At 42.5% G+C, this 14,452-nt stretch carries 12 protein-coding genes; 1 reads left to right on the top strand and 11 read right to left on the bottom strand.

The genetic code is table 11. The features are described from left to right. Positions 1-161: 161 nt before the first annotated feature. The 11 genes from E0485_RS06720 to E0485_RS06665 all read right to left on the bottom strand — a co-directional run bounded on the left by E0485_RS06720 (position 162) and on the right by E0485_RS06665 (position 8,602). A complete protein-coding gene (locus E0485_RS06720; RefSeq protein WP_132417218.1) occupies positions 162-941 on the bottom strand; it encodes an ABC transporter permease in 780 nt (259 codons plus the stop codon). Then, positions 938-1,855: an ABC transporter ATP-binding protein gene (locus tag E0485_RS06715; protein WP_132417217.1), complete on the bottom strand. Its 918-nt coding sequence runs from the start codon at positions 1,853-1,855 to the stop codon at positions 938-940. The genes E0485_RS06720 and E0485_RS06715 overlap by 4 nt, the downstream gene beginning before the upstream one ends. Next, entirely contained in the window at positions 1,855-2,079 is a 225-nt protein-coding gene (locus E0485_RS06710) for a PLD nuclease N-terminal domain-containing protein (protein WP_132417216.1), read from the bottom strand. Before E0485_RS06710 ends, E0485_RS06715 begins: the two co-directional genes overlap by 1 nt. Before the next feature lie 224 nt (positions 2,080-2,303). Continuing rightward, positions 2,304-2,672 carry a DUF5345 family protein gene (locus E0485_RS06700; RefSeq protein WP_235857468.1) on the bottom strand — a complete coding sequence of 123 codons (369 nt, stop codon included), beginning with the start codon at positions 2,670-2,672 and terminating at the stop codon, positions 2,304-2,306. Beyond that, entirely contained in the window at positions 2,659-3,201 is a 543-nt protein-coding gene (sigY, locus tag E0485_RS06695; RefSeq protein WP_132417213.1) for an RNA polymerase sigma factor SigY, read from the bottom strand. The genes E0485_RS06700 and sigY overlap by 14 nt, the downstream gene beginning before the upstream one ends. Positions 3,202-3,349: 148 nt before the next feature. After that, positions 3,350-3,541 (bottom strand): hypothetical protein, encoded by a 192-nt coding sequence (locus E0485_RS06690; protein ID WP_132417212.1) that lies wholly within the window; start codon positions 3,539-3,541, stop codon positions 3,350-3,352. A 71-nt stretch (positions 3,542-3,612) separates the two neighbouring features. Continuing rightward, a complete protein-coding gene (locus E0485_RS06685) occupies positions 3,613-4,050 on the bottom strand; it encodes an acyl-CoA thioesterase (RefSeq protein ID WP_132417211.1) in 438 nt (145 codons plus the stop codon). Positions 4,051-4,101: 51 nt separating this feature from the next. Beyond that, positions 4,102-5,103, bottom strand: coding sequence for a biotin synthase BioB (bioB, locus tag E0485_RS06680; RefSeq protein ID WP_132417210.1), 1,002 nt, complete (start codon positions 5,101-5,103; stop codon positions 4,102-4,104). Positions 5,104-5,231: 128 nt separating this feature from the next. Then, positions 5,232-6,065, bottom strand: coding sequence for an endonuclease/exonuclease/phosphatase family protein (locus E0485_RS06675; protein ID WP_132417209.1), 834 nt, complete (start codon positions 6,063-6,065; stop codon positions 5,232-5,234). 50 nt (positions 6,066-6,115) lie between these two features. Continuing rightward, positions 6,116-7,195 carry a M23 family metallopeptidase gene (locus E0485_RS25785; protein WP_328591274.1) on the bottom strand — a complete coding sequence of 360 codons (1,080 nt, stop codon included), beginning with the start codon at positions 7,193-7,195 and terminating at the stop codon, positions 6,116-6,118. A gap of 144 nt (positions 7,196-7,339) precedes the next feature. Then, positions 7,340-8,602 carry a multidrug effflux MFS transporter gene (locus E0485_RS06665; protein ID WP_132417208.1) on the bottom strand — a complete coding sequence of 421 codons (1,263 nt, stop codon included), beginning with the start codon at positions 8,600-8,602 and terminating at the stop codon, positions 7,340-7,342. Between the two features lie 489 nt (positions 8,603-9,091). Between E0485_RS06665 and E0485_RS06660 the strand changes: the two genes are divergently transcribed. Then, positions 9,092-14,419 (top strand): S8 family serine peptidase, encoded by a 5,328-nt coding sequence (locus E0485_RS06660; protein WP_132417207.1) that lies wholly within the window; start codon positions 9,092-9,094, stop codon positions 14,417-14,419. Positions 14,420-14,452 lie beyond the last annotated feature (33 nt).

The following is a 14,452-nucleotide window of genomic DNA, read 5'->3' as shown; positions in this document are numbered from 1 at the left end:
ATCAAATATTAGCACGTTCTTCCCAACATTGCAATTAATATTTATTGTTTTATGTTGTATTTGTTTTTGGTTTGTTCTTTGTTTGTATTGTTTTTGCTATAAAACAAAAAAAACAAACGCTACCATATCCTGTTAAAGGACGGTAGCGTTTGTATATTCTTTTACGATAAGCTTTGCTTATTTCGTAAAACAGTGACGGATAATAGCAAGCACCCAACCATACATAGAATTGCGACTATTATAATGAAAGCGATTGGCTCATCGTCCGGCTTTCCCATTACCCATTGTCCAGCTAAAGCGGAGAGTCGACTTGGACTCCAAGCAAGTGCTTTGGTCCATAAGTTCGTTAGTAACGTTAGGACGGCAATACACCCAATGGTAACAAATGCGGTTGCACCAAAGGATCGAAACATTGTACTGGTTAAGAGCGTAACCGAGACGATTAGGAAAAACCATAATAAGTAGATACATAGTGAAACCAGGACATCGGTTATTTGAACGGTTTCAAAGAGCAGCATCGTATAATACCATGAGGCCAGATAACCCAAAGATAAGGACACTGTTGTAATCGTCAGCATACCCGCCCATTTGGCTGTTATAAATTTGGTATAGGAGACTGGTTTAACCAGGATCAGTTCAATAACGCCGCTATTTCTTTCTCCGGATACAACGGTCATCATGGACAATACTAGAATGAGTACCCCCATCATGCCATATTGGCCAAGTGTTTGCATGAGAACTTCCCCGCCACTAGGCAGTGGAAACTCAACAACGGTTCCCGCCGGCAAATTACCCGCGCTTTTCAAAATATCAGACATATAATAGAGCATGACTGGCTGCATGATCCCGAGCAGAATGAATATAAGCGGAACCCATAACCATTTATAATTGCGACCCATTTCACTCATTTCTTTCCGATAAATCACAAGCCACTGTCTCATCTGCTCACCACCCTCATGAACAGATCCTCCAAGGTCGTCTGCTCAATTTCTAGTTTAACAATGGGGATATGTCCCTCCACCAATTCCTTCATAAGCTCGTATCTTGCTTCATCTATATTCTTGGTTGTTAGATAAGCGGTATGCAGTTCAATCGTAACTTCATCCACATAGGGTCTATTCTTAAGATTGGCAAGCCAAGCTTTATCCCCATCAAACGGCTCTACTTGAATTCGAATCACAGGTGATTGGTATTCCTTACGAACCGTATTCAAATCGCCTTTAATGGCAATTTGCCCTTTATTCATAATGAGCACATCATCACACACTTCCTCGGCATCATGCAGAACATGTGTGGAGAACAAAATCGTTGTTTCCTGCCGAATGGCCTGAATCAAATCCAGTACCTCGCGCCTTCCTATCGGATCAAGTGCAGACACGGGTTCATCCATCATAAGCAGCTTCGGACGATGCACGAGTGCCTGAGCAAGTCCAAGCCGCTGCTTCATTCCGCCAGAGTAACCGCCGATTTTGCGTTTCGCAGCGTCCTTCAATCCAACTTGCACTAGCACATCCGCTGTGCGGCTCTCCGCTTCCTTGGCCGATAAGTTGGCTAGCTGTCCAACATAATTGAGGAACTCTTGTCCGCTCATCCATGGATAGAACACAGGCATTTGGGGTAAATAACCTATGATTTGACGAGGATCACGTACATGACCGACCTGCTCATTCCAGCTTATTTGACCTGATGACGGCTTAAGCAAACCTGCCAGCATGCGGAGTGTCGTCGTTTTACCCGCTCCATTAGGACCCAATAGGGCTACGCATCTGCCCGTTTGAATCTGGAAATCAAGTCCATTCACAGCAGCATGGGACCCGTATTGTTTTCTTAAACCTGATACTGTGAGTAATTCCATTATTGCTCTTCCTTCCCTATTACAAAGTACAGTACAGGACCTAAAATACTTACGAAGATAATAATTAATGCCCATAATAATTTAGGACCTCTTGTTGCAGGTGCCTTTTTTAATGAGAATAATGCGACTGCAAGTAAAATAAGTTGAATAACGATGATCGGGATAATGATTGGAAGAACTGCTTCCCAATTAACGGATGAGAAAGTATGAATATATTTATCCATGCTAAATAACCTCCTGGAAAATTCAATTCATAGATTAATGCTTCTTACGCCATGGTTTAACGGCGAAAAGAATATAGAGGATCGTAGGAGAAGGAAATTGTATAATTCCAAACAGACCCCATAGCCAATAAAATTTGTGATTATGATGTCTTGCATGTAAGAACAAAATAACACTTTGTGAAAACAAGAGAAGGATTGCGGTTAAAACTACCCAGATGGGAATATCAGCAATTGTCATTAGCCCGTCTCCTGTCTTTGGCATTAAGTTGTGATAGGGTGAGCAATACGGCAGCAAATAGGATTACCGCAAGCTGTAGGATGACAAACATCGTCAGATTGCTGTACGCCATCAGAAGACTGCCTGTTACCAGCACCACAGCAACTACGACAAAAAGGAATAGCTCCATCTGACGCTTGCGACGGGCAATGGCTTTATGCTCACTGATTAAACTTTGGAACTGAAACAGATCAGGTTTTGTGTGCAACACATCATGGGCATCGTCAATTGCTTGCATACCTAGCTTCATCTGATCAATCAGTTGTTCATCCTCTACATCATAGTCGTCTTGGTGCTGCTCTCTATCCGTTCTCACTTTGCTCAATGTCGTTCAACTCCTTTCGAATATGACGCAACCCATTATAAATACGTGATTTAACAGTCCCGACAGGAACATTGATGATCTCTGCAATCTCCTCATAGCTGTATCCATAATAATGTTTAAGCATCACAGGCAATCTGGTCTCATAGGATACGGTAGCCATCGCTTCCAGTATGTCCGACCATTGTTCATGGGTTTGTCCCATCTGCCACTGCATGAATCGTAGTGGCTGCTTCTGACTTTCCTGCCACTTGCGCTCCAGTTTATTGCGACGCATCCCATCGATATATAAACGAGAGGCAATCGTAATGAGCCAAGAAGAAAATTTGGACTTGCCGTTATAAAGATGAATCTTCTCGATACACTTCAGCATCGTGTCTTGGGTCAAGTCCTCCGCAAGCGCTGGATTCATCGTCACCTTAAGCAAATATTTCATTAGGAATGCGTAGTGATCATGCAACAAATGCGCAAGAGCTTGTTCATTTCCCCGAATCGCTTGATTGATGCGTTCCTGCTCCTCCATTATGCTGTCTACCACCCCTGTCTTCGATCATTCATCTATAGTACGAATAGCTATTGTCAAAAGTTCAAACAGCTACGCAGATATTTGCAAAATTATATCAAGAAGAAACGCCCAAACCAATAAAGTGGTTTGAGCGTTATTGATCGGGTTAGATTTCTTCTTCAACGGAATCCATTTTATTAAACATGGCATCAAGCTCGCCATCTAGTGCAGAGGCTGCTGCACCAGATCCCGAATAGCCAGATAAGGTTAATCCAGTGCTATAGGCATTCGTTGCATTTGCCTGTGCAAATTCAGCCTCAAGCGCACGATTTACTTCTTCCTCACGCGAATTTACCATTATTCAAAGTCCTCCTTGGTGATCTATTGTCATAAGGATAACTTTCCCTTTATACAAAATATTATGCCAATTTATGATAGATTCAGACTCATTCGAATAGGATCAGGAATGGGGATTGGCTTCTTGGTTTGCATATCCACCATCACAATTGTTCCTGCTGCTGTCGCAACGAGGCGACGATCCTGTGCAGCAATAATGCAATATTCAAGGTCTACTGAAGAATTCCCCAGCCTCGCTACTCGAACACCAACCACAAGCTGATCTGCATAGAATGCTTCGGAGTGATAATGACACCAAATATCGGCTGTTACAACTGTTGTACTCGAATTGAAAGCTCCTAGACTAAGTAAATATTCGCCACGTGCCTGCTCCAGATACACAAGATAACTAATATTATTCACATGACCTGACATATCCGTCTCACAATAACGCACTTTAACAGTTGAGTAGAACTCAAATGATTTCAGCCATTCTTCTAAACTCGGTACAATATAGGTTGGTTTAGCCATGTAATCATCTCCATTCAATTGGAAATCTATTACTCTATTCGAGCCGCAAAGCTATACACAGCATTCCTCGATTTCAAATCCAAGCTCCTCGATCATCTGATGATCACTGCTGATTTCCTGACCATTGGTCGTTAAGTAATCGCCTACGAATAAGGAGTTAGCCATATACAAGGCAAGTGGTTGCAATTGTCCTAAATTCACTTCTCTGCCACCTGCTACTCGAATTTCTTTACTTGGACAAATAAAACGGAATAATGCCAATACCTTCAGACAATATCTCGGATTTAACTGCTTCATATTCTCAAGCGGGGTGCCAGGAATCGAATTCAGAAAATTAATCGGAATCGAATCCGCATCAAGATCGCGTAAAGAGAAAGCTATATCAACAACCTGCTCATGCGTCTCGCCCATTCCGATAATACAGCCAGAACATGGAGAGATGCCTGCAACTTTGGTTTCCTCAACGGTATGTACTCTGTCTTCATATGAATGAGTCGTCGTAATTCGATCAAAATGTGCTGCACTCGTATTCAAATTATGATTATAGCGATCCACGCCTGCTTCTTTTAATCGATCAGCTTGACCATCCTTTAGAATGCCAAGGCAAGTACAGATCTTCAGCTTGTATTCCTGCTTAATCTCTTTCACAGCATCAAGCACTTCACCTAGTTCTCGCTCCGTCGGTCCTCTTCCACTTGCAACGATACAATATGTTCCCGCTTTTCTCGATACAGCTTCTTTGGCACCCGCTACGATTTCATCTTTATTCAGCATCGTATATTTCTCAATAGGTGCGCCCGATATGCTAGACTGCGAACAATAACCGCAATCCTCCGGACAATACCCGCTCTTCGCGTTCAGAATCATATTCAGCTTCACTTTGTTGCCATAATAATGATGTCTAACTTGGTACGCTGCATGCAGCAATGGCAGTAATTCCTTATCGTCGGCTTGCAAGACAGACAAGCTCTCCTCCACTGTCAAACATTCTCCCGCTAAAGCTTTATCCGCATATTGCTGCCAGTTTACCTGCGATCCATGACTAACATTCATACTTCTCTCACCTTTCTGGTTGCCCATACACGCTTAATATTAATTGTTAACCAAAATAAAAATAATTAAGTTAACAATACTGCTAGTATAGCACATATTGTAGCGAGGTGAGTGAACTGCACCACTATCTATTTATTAGAACGAATCCGAGGGACTAATGGGAGTTTGAGCTTTGCGATCACAGGGTAATGGTCCGAAGGATAACGCGAATCAAATTTGCTCCGCTCCACGATGGATTCCTGCACTTCAAATGGCTTCGTTACAAAAATATAATCCAATGTCTCCCCTTTAGACCCGCCCTTAAAGTTATGAAAGGTACTTCCGATTGCATCCAAGCTGCCATTCTTCAATCTGCTATACACATCTGTAAAAAAAGGGATTTTATCGTTCTTGTCTCTTCTCAATTTTCGCAAATATTGAATCACTTTATTCTGTGGTTCAGCGTTCAAGTCACCCATCAGAATGATCGGCAAATCCTTGCCCTTCGTATAGGACATCATATGCCGCCATATCACCTGCAGCCCTTGCTCACGCGCTTCCTGACTTTTATTGTCCAAATGTGTGTTGTACACGACAAACTCCTGGTGCGGCGCATGTACACTCTTAAAATGCACCCAAGTACAGAGTCGTACCCATGCACTTTTCCAGCTTTTGCTTCCTGGAATTGTTGGGGTTTGGGATAACCAGAAAGTACCCTCATCAATATGCGTAACCAACCGCTCATTATAGATCACAGCACAGTATTCACTGAATTTCCCTTGATGTGCTCCTACCCACTTGTAGCTTGGCAAATGGTTCGTAATCGCATTCAGCATCTGCTTGCTGCCTTCTTGTATACCGATAATTACCGCATTCGAAGTTCTGATTAAATCGTTAATTGATTTTCTTCTAAACCACCACGAATTCAGTCCATCGAATACCGAAGGTACTCTAAGATTAAATGTCATCACTTTCAAATCCATTGCTGTTATCCTCCACTACAACGATCCAAGCTTCTTCAAGCCCTTCTAAATCACCAATGAAATGGTGTTGTTCCAAAAAATAAATTTGGATTAACCGGCACATTATGTGCCCAAAATGTAAAATGCAAATGAGGTCCTGTTGAGAATCCTGTCGTCCCAACAAGCCCAATAATATCTCCCTGCTTCACTTTATCCCCTGTCTTCACAAGGAGTTTGGACATATGCGCATATTGAGAGAACAGATGCATTCCATGATCAATATATATCGAATTGCCCGTCAAATACAAATTATCTGCTAACGCAACGATTCCGTCATTTGTCGCATGAATCGGTGTACCTTCTTTTGCAGCAAGATCAATCGCCGTATGCCGACTATCTAACTTGCCATTTACATATCGTGTATAACCATACGGTGTTGTTAGTACGCCTTCAACAGGTTGAATGAAAGTAGTCGTAAATAAAAATTCAGGGCTTGATTGACTCCGAGCCAGATTAATTTTCTTCTGATCAGCTTGAATGCGATCTGTTTCCTGCTTCATGCTTGCCATTTGCTTCGTCACTTTAATCGATTGGGTGTCGAATTGTTTGGCCTGAATCGTAAGTACTTGATTGCCAATCTTATATGTACCAGGCTTGGTACCTATTCCAATAGGAAGATAGGTGAAGTATCCTTCTCCAAAAGGTTCAAGCTTGTAGTCCTTATCAAGCCAGTTCACCTTGCCAGGCTGATTGTGTCTAACCAAAATGATGTCCCCTGGTGAAACGGTACTTGGAATTAGGGACCAATCTGAATCCATGACTTGATCAGCAATTTGCTCATTCAGATAATAAGCCGCTTCCTTAGCTCTACGCTCTTTCTTCTCAGTTGTCATCTGTGCGAACCGTTCCAACTTATCCGTTAACGCTTCATTATTTAATGCTGAATCATCGCTCCTGTTTCCTATTACAGGCAAATTTGTTGATTGTGACTGTTCTATAGAGGCTGTTTGGAAGTCTGCTGCCTCTTGTGGAATCAGAACCATAAGCACGGTCACACAGCTAACAACTGCTAGTCGTAGTAAAATAGGGAAGAATCTGACCTTTCGATGCTTCGGCTGAAAATTCCGATTACGTTCATTACGAGGAATCATTTGGGTATCATACCTCCTACCAAGAAGAAACGGATATCGATATCACTAAACAAGAAGACCGCCCCTTCATGAAGCAGTCTTCTTAGCGAAAGAATCGCTTACAATATTTTACATAATAAAATGGCCAATTACAATAGATATACTCTATAAGCTAACGGATTTATTCGTAGGTTGTGATTTACGTCGAACTAGACTCTGGACCATGAATAAATAACAGCTTAGCGCTCCTATTACACAGAAAGTAATGACAAGTCCCATCGGAACCGCTGTCTGATTCCCTGCAATCCCAACAAGAGGCGCTGCGATCGATCCAAATATGAATGGCAGCAGTCCAAGCATGGCGGAAGCACTGCCTGCCTTGTCACCTTGACTAGTCATCGCTAATGAGAAGCCTGCCGTACCTACAATCGACGTACAAGAAACAACGAAGAATAGTGGAATCAGGATTCCGATTAATGGAGCCTTCATTAAGATCATGCCAAGCAACGTTAATCCGCTTACCACTGCAATCGTCAGTCCAGCACGAAATAGCTTCGTTTCTCCCAATTTAGGTGCAAGATACCCCGTAATTTGGGCCGCGATGATGAGTCCCAGTCCATTAAGTGCGAAGAATAAGCTGAATGCTTGCGGTGAAACACCGTATATATCCTGCAGCACAAATGGCGAACCCGAGATATAGCCGAACATCGCTGCTGATACAAAGCCCTGTGACAACGCATATCCCATAAAAATTCGGTCACGAATTAAGCCCTTAAAGGTCGACACTGTCGTCTTAATTCCACCCTTTGTTCTCCGATTTACAGGTAAAGTTTCGGACAGTCCGATAACCGCACCGAGCACCATTAATAAGCCTAAGAAGCCCAGAACGATAAACACACCATGCCACGAAATAAACTTCAGTAATTGTCCACCTGCAATTGGAGCCAGAATTGGCGCCAAACCATTCACCAGCATAAGTAATGAAAAGAATTTCGTCAGTTCCGTCCCTTCATATAAATCACGAGCCATTGCGCGTGCAATTACGATACCACCTGCTCCTGCCAGCCCTTGAATAAATCTAAGTACAATAAGCCCCCAAATGGAAGGAACTATAGCACATAATACCGATGCAAGCGCATATACACTTAATGAAGCAATAAGCGGGACACGTCGTCCCCGTGAATCACTTAATGCTCCCATTATTAGCTGTCCAAGGGCAAGTCCTAATAAACATGCAGTTAAGCTAAATTGGGTAAGCGAAGTACTCGCATTCAGATCGCTTGACAGTATCGGCAATGCAGGTAAATACATATCTAACGATAAAGGTCCGATAGCTGTCATTGAACCTAATGTAACAGCCATTGCTAGTCGCTGCTTCTTATTAAGTGCAGATGATGATTGTGGGTGTTTCTTTGTCTGTGTACTCATTATGCAAACTTCAACCTTTCCTATCGTTTCGAGTTATTCCCATTCAAATCGTTAATATATTCTAACATAAGACATGAAAACTCGCTTGCATGAATGGAGCAGACACAATTTCATTACTGAATTCCTATCTATGATCCGAAAGTCATAAATTCCATATCACTCAAATTTTTTTTATTACATGTCCCGACGTTAAATAAGCGAATCTCACTCTAACTCTCATAAAATCTGTTTTCTCGTAATCACCATCAAAAAAAGTCGTTTCTCTTAAATTATGAAGCACCGCCTATGTTTGAGATAAATAAAACCACTAATTTCAGAAGCATAATATGACAAAATACCCTGATTTATGTCTGATATTATTAATTAAGGAATAAAAAGGAAATTCATTCATTATAGTAGAATGTACTACTATTCTATGTGCTGAGGTGGCTCTTTGCTGCTTCTAGCACTAGAAGTGCTTCACAAATTTACAAGAAAAGAGGGAAAAGATTGAAAAGAAAGCTATTCAAACGTGTTTCCGCATTTGCACTTGCTCTCTCCTTGCTGGGCTATGGAGGCTTGTACTCTGGAAGCATTGCCCAAGCAAGCACAATTTCAGAGCTTCAGCTGCAAAAAACAAACTTATCCGCAATCAACAAGCTTCTTAACACTCAATTAGCTAAGTCAGATCCACAGCAAGTATTCATCTCACCTCAGATCAACACAGGCTCCTCAGATGAAATCAGAATCATTGTCCAAATGCAAAGTGAACCTTTAGCAGCCAGCAATTATGCCTCCAAAATGGGTCTCCGATCATTTGCAGGAACAACCGAAGCTTCCATCAAAAATGAACAAACAACTTTTATGAAGCAAGCTAGTCTGAATGGCATCAATATCAAGAAAAATTATGAATACACGAATGTATTCAACGGAATGGAAGTTACGGTTCCAGCTAACCAAGTTCCGCAATTAGCACAACTCCCAGGGGTAAAAGCCATTCATGTGAATCATACATATTATGAAATACCACTTCAGGATGGAACTTCATTAGATGCTGCTAGCCCGAATTACGAGGCTCTGCCACTTCAGCAGATCGGTGTAGATTATGCTTGGAGTCAAGGATATACGGGTAAAGGGTTAAAAGTTGGAGTTATTGATACGGGTGTAGACTATACACACCCAGACTTAAAGAAAGCATTTAAAGGAGGTTACGATTCCTACTTTAATACGGATGATCCATATGAAGAACCGCCGGCTGGAAAAGATTTTCTAGGAACATCACACGGCACCCATGTATCAGGTACGATTGTAGGTCGAGCTAAGAACCCAACCTCTGATATTGTTCAGAAGGGGATTGCATATGAATCGGATCTGTATGTTTATAAAGTTCTCGGATTTAATGTGAAATCTGGAAGAGCAGAGGGTACTACAGCTCAAGTACTGGACGGAATTGAGCGTGCTGTTAAAGACGGAATGGATGTCCTTAACCTGTCACTCGGCTCTGATGATGAGAAAGATCCGAATTCACCAGAAGCCATCGCACTTAATAACGCGGTCTTGTCTGGTATAACAGTCGTAGTAGCAAACGGTAATGCAGGTCCTTCTTATTATTCCATGGGATCGCCAGCATCATCTCTTTTATCTATAAGTGTTGGCGCTGTTACAAGCCCTTCTAATCACTACGCTGTATCCGCCACAAGCACATTGACGACTGAACCACCTGTTGTTCCGAATACTGACCCTGACCCAGCAGCGGAATCAGAGGATTCTACACTTTCTAATGAGCCTACTCCTTCACCGGAAGATTCTACACCTCCTAGTGAAGAGCCTGTATCAGCATCGGAAGAAACACCGACACTAAGCATTGAACCTTCGGATTCACCAGATGGATCTACACTACCAAGTGAAGAACCTGTATCAACACCAGAAGAAACTCCGACACTAAGCAATGAACCTTCGGATTCACCAGATGAGACACTTGCGCCAAGCAATGAGCCTTCAAGCCCTCCAGTGACAACATCAGATGCCTTAACTGCAGAACCAGCAAATCATGTTTTTAATATGATGGCGTGGGAAACAGGCCGCAATAACTTTGCATCTATTCTAGGCCCTGATCCGATTGAAACCATTTATGTAGGAATAGGCGATGAACCTGATTATGCTGGTGTTGACGTAACGGATAAAGTGGTGCTTGCATCTCGTGGTACTCTTGCCTTCGTAGACAAGATTGCGATTGCCAAGGAGCATGGGGCCAAAGCCATTATTATCTTTAACGGTAACGTAATAGCAGGAACTTCGAACCCTGATCTGTCAGAATCCGTTTCAGGAAGAGATGGCGCTATTGGTAGTGTCGCCTACTTAGGAGATTCATTCGACTATATCCCAACATTCGATATGGTAGGTACCGAAGGACGCAAGCTTGCGAAGCAAGTCATTAGCACCCCAGGTTCCAAGTTAACGTTCACATTCGACGAGAATTATGAACTAACAGTCGTTCCTGGCGACTCAATGGCAGACTTCAGCTCCAGAGGACCTGAATCTGATGATAAACTCAGCATCAAGCCTGACTTTAGTGCACCAGGCGTTAACATTCTTTCAACAGTACCAGCCTATGGCAAGTCCGATCCAAGCATATCTTATGATCAGGCTTACGCTCGCAAGAGTGGCACAAGCATGGCAACTCCGCATGTTGCGGGCCTTACACTTTTATTGAAGCAAGCACACCCTGATTGGTTACCATTCGATATTCGTGCAGCGCTTGGTAATACAGCGGATCAGATCAGTGATGAAAAGGGTACATTATATGATGTCTATTCACAAGGTGCTGGTCGCGTCAATATTAAGAACGCATTGCAAACTCCTGCACTTCTGCAATCTATCGAGGAACTTACAATTCTTGATAAGAATTTAGATCCACAAGTTGTTACCAACTATGGTGACAATACAAGCTTTGGTGTTATGGCGCCAGGCACTGTTCAAACAAATATTCTTCAGCTTAAGAATACATCTGCTAATCCGGTTTCCTATCATGCATCTGTTCGTATGCATCCAATTGTAACTTCCAATCAAACACCAGATGTATCGAACATTATTGCCACGCTCGATAATGTTGGTGCAGATAATACCATTACAGTAGGCGGCAATTCTTCCGAGGTCTTCTCTCTTACTGTCAGCCCGACTGCTGCAGCGGTTAAGGGAACCTATGAGGGTGAAGTACTCCTGGAAAGCAGTGGTCTTCCTTCTCTACATCTGCCTTTCGCTGTATATGTAGGGACAGAACTTCCTGACAACGGATTTGGTTTACAGGAATTTGAGCTCGACAAGACATCTATTTTCATAGATGGTGATGATGAAGCGCTGAACGACATTGCTGCAAGCTTTAAATTAACTGCTGGAGATGTCAACTACATCTTGGTCGAAGTAGATGATTTGAATAATGAGACCCTAGGCTACTACGGCGAGATGTTCAACAACTTTAAAATTATCCCGAAAGGGAATTATGGCTTTCAATTTGATAATGAATACGAAGATGATGATGGCGAAATGCAGAAACTTCCAGAAGGCATGTATCAAATCGCCGTCATTGGTTTACAACTTAATGAAGCAGGACATGTTGTCGTCCGACCAGATGGAACCAAAATCCAGTACCTTACGATTAAGACTTTTGCCGTAAAAATGACAGAGCAGGATAGGGTAAACAAAGCTCAAAAAATGTTTACTCCAAATATCACGAATACTACCATTCTCGGTGAACCAGTTCTGACTCTTCCTACAACTAAAGGAGTAACGTATAAAGTTACAGAAAGCAACAAACCTGATCTCATTGATAATGATGGTACGCTTCTAGCTTTGCCTGAAACAAACCCTACTTCGGTGGATCTGACTGTAACTATTACATCGAATGCTGATCCTGAAATTTATGCAACCACCAATGTAAAGGTTCCGCTTCTGGATCCTGATACAATCGAACTGCAAAAGGTAACGGATGCGAAAAATAGCTTCGTTCCGAACATTACGAACAAAACCATTATCAATAAGCCAGTTCTGACTCTTCCTACAACTAAAGGAGTAACGTATGAAGTTACAGGAAGCAACAATACTGCGCTCATTAACAATAGTGGTACACTTCTAGCATTGCCTGAAAAAGACGCTGCTTCAGTGGATCTGACTGTAACTATCGCATCGGTTGCTAAACCTAGCATTTCTGCAACCACAAATGTAACTGTAACGCTTAATCCGCCACCGGTGGATCCTGATGCAGTCGAGCTGCAAAAGGTAACAGATGCAAAGAACAACTTTGTTCTGAACGTCTCAAATACAACTACATTAAATGCTGCCGTACTCACACTTCCGTCTACTGATGGAATTACCTATCAAGTAACGGGAAGTAACAATACAGCCTATATTAGCAACAATGGAATTCTTCAATCACGCCCTAACAGCGGAACTGCTGCTGTAGAGCTTACAATTACAATTGCATCAGCAGCTAAACCATCCATCAAACTTGATGTCAAAGGATCTGTTACTTTAACCGCACCAAGCGATAACAATAGTGGTGGCCCTTCAACAGGCGGTGGTGGTTCGAGTTATGGAGGCAGCAGCACACCTGCTTCAACTCCTGCCATTAACTCATCAAGCTCTGCCCTGCTGGCTAAAGGTCAAGCTACAACGAATCTTGGTGTGAAGACGGTTAAGAGCGGACAGTCGGTGAATGGCACGCTTTCAGATGCTGATTTGAAAACTGCTCTGAATAAGAATCCTAATTCTCCTTCTGTATTCATCGTCAATATTCCAGTAACTGGATCACAGCAAGCAGAATTACTCCTTACACCTGCTCAAGTTACTATGCTCGCTAACTCGAATGCAGGCAATACATTACTAATTACGATTGGAAATGCTTCAATTGCTATTCCTGTAACCATCTTCAAAAGCGTTCCTGCTGGATTAAGCGTTTCGCTAACGCTTGGTTCTGCTAGTGACCAAAGCTCCGCATTTACGAATTTCAGTGGAGCTAAGGTACTTGGAACTCCTTATCATTATGAAATGAACTTGGTGAATGGTAAGGATATTAAACCTTTTGAGCCTTCCAACCAAATCTTTATCAAGCGTTCCTTTACTATTAACGGTAAAGTAGATTCCAGCGCTTCAGGCGTATTGTATCAAGAGAACAATGCGATCAGCGGTTTATCGGGTACCTTCATCAACAATACTGATGGTACAACGACAGTAGTTGCTAATCGTCCTGGCTTCTCCGTATACGCTGCCGCAACGCATCAAATTAATTTCACTGACATCAGTGATTCTTGGGCTAAAGCTAGAATTCAAGCTTTGGCGAATAAGTTCTTGATCAGTGGAACATCAGCAACTACATTCTCACCTAAGCAAAATGTAACCCGTGCTGAATTTGCAGCGATGCTGACTAGAGCACTCGGCTTGCATGCAAGCAATGCATCACCTTTCAAAGATGTGAAGGCTACTGACTGGTATGCGAATAGTATAGCAGCAGCTTATGAGGCAGGACTGATCAGCGGAATAGGCAATGACCTATTTGATCCGAATTCCCTAATCAGTCGTCAAGATCTCTCTGTCATTCTTTCCAAGGCGCTCAAGCTGCTTCATGTAACAAGCACTACTTCCAGTAAGCTTGAAGCTTATGCCGATGCTTCCGAGGCTTCTGCTTATGCACAATCCAGTATTGAAGCGGTGACTGCACTCAACCTAATGGATATTCAACACTCGGATGGCTCCTCCATGTTTAATCCATTAGACGCTGCATCTCGTGAAGCTTCTGCATCAGCAATCTTCCTGTTATTACAACAAGCAGGTTTGATTAACTAAAATAAGCAGTACGAAGCAAGCTGCCTTTACTGG

The sequence above is a fragment of the Paenibacillus albiflavus genome, from assembly GCF_004344915.1.
GTDB lineage: Bacteria > Bacillota > Bacilli > Paenibacillales > NBRC-103111 > Paenibacillus_AM > Paenibacillus_AM albiflavus.
The sequence above is the reverse complement of the archived record's forward strand: the minus strand, read 5'-3'. Positions and strand labels throughout refer to the sequence as shown.

What these genes read in the sequence shown, in the direction of transcription:
- E0485_RS06665 (WP_132417208.1), bottom strand. Translation starts at nt 8,602, where the DNA reads ATGAGTACACAGACAAAGAAACACCCACAATCATCATCTGCACTTAAT.
- bioB (WP_132417210.1), bottom strand. Translation starts at nt 5,103, where the DNA reads ATGAATGTTAGTCATGGATCGCAGGTAAACTGGCAGCAATATGCGGAT.
- E0485_RS06710 (WP_132417216.1), bottom strand. Translation starts at nt 2,079, where the DNA reads ATGGATAAATATATTCATACTTTCTCATCCGTTAATTGGGAAGCAGTT.
- sigY (WP_132417213.1), bottom strand. Translation starts at nt 3,201, where the DNA reads ATGGAGGAGCAGGAACGCATCAATCAAGCGATTCGGGGAAATGAACAA.
- E0485_RS06715 (WP_132417217.1), bottom strand. Translation starts at nt 1,855, where the DNA reads ATGGAATTACTCACAGTATCAGGTTTAAGAAAACAATACGGGTCCCAT.
- E0485_RS06690 (WP_132417212.1), bottom strand. Translation starts at nt 3,541, where the DNA reads ATGGTAAATTCGCGTGAGGAAGAAGTAAATCGTGCGCTTGAGGCTGAA.
- E0485_RS06675 (WP_132417209.1), bottom strand. Translation starts at nt 6,065, where the DNA reads ATGGATTTGAAAGTGATGACATTTAATCTTAGAGTACCTTCGGTATTC.
- E0485_RS25785 (WP_328591274.1), bottom strand. Translation starts at nt 7,195, where the DNA reads ATGATTCCTCGTAATGAACGTAATCGGAATTTTCAGCCGAAGCATCGA.
- E0485_RS06720 (WP_132417218.1), bottom strand. Translation starts at nt 941, where the DNA reads ATGAGACAGTGGCTTGTGATTTATCGGAAAGAAATGAGTGAAATGGGT.
- E0485_RS06685 (WP_132417211.1), bottom strand. Translation starts at nt 4,050, where the DNA reads ATGGCTAAACCAACCTATATTGTACCGAGTTTAGAAGAATGGCTGAAA.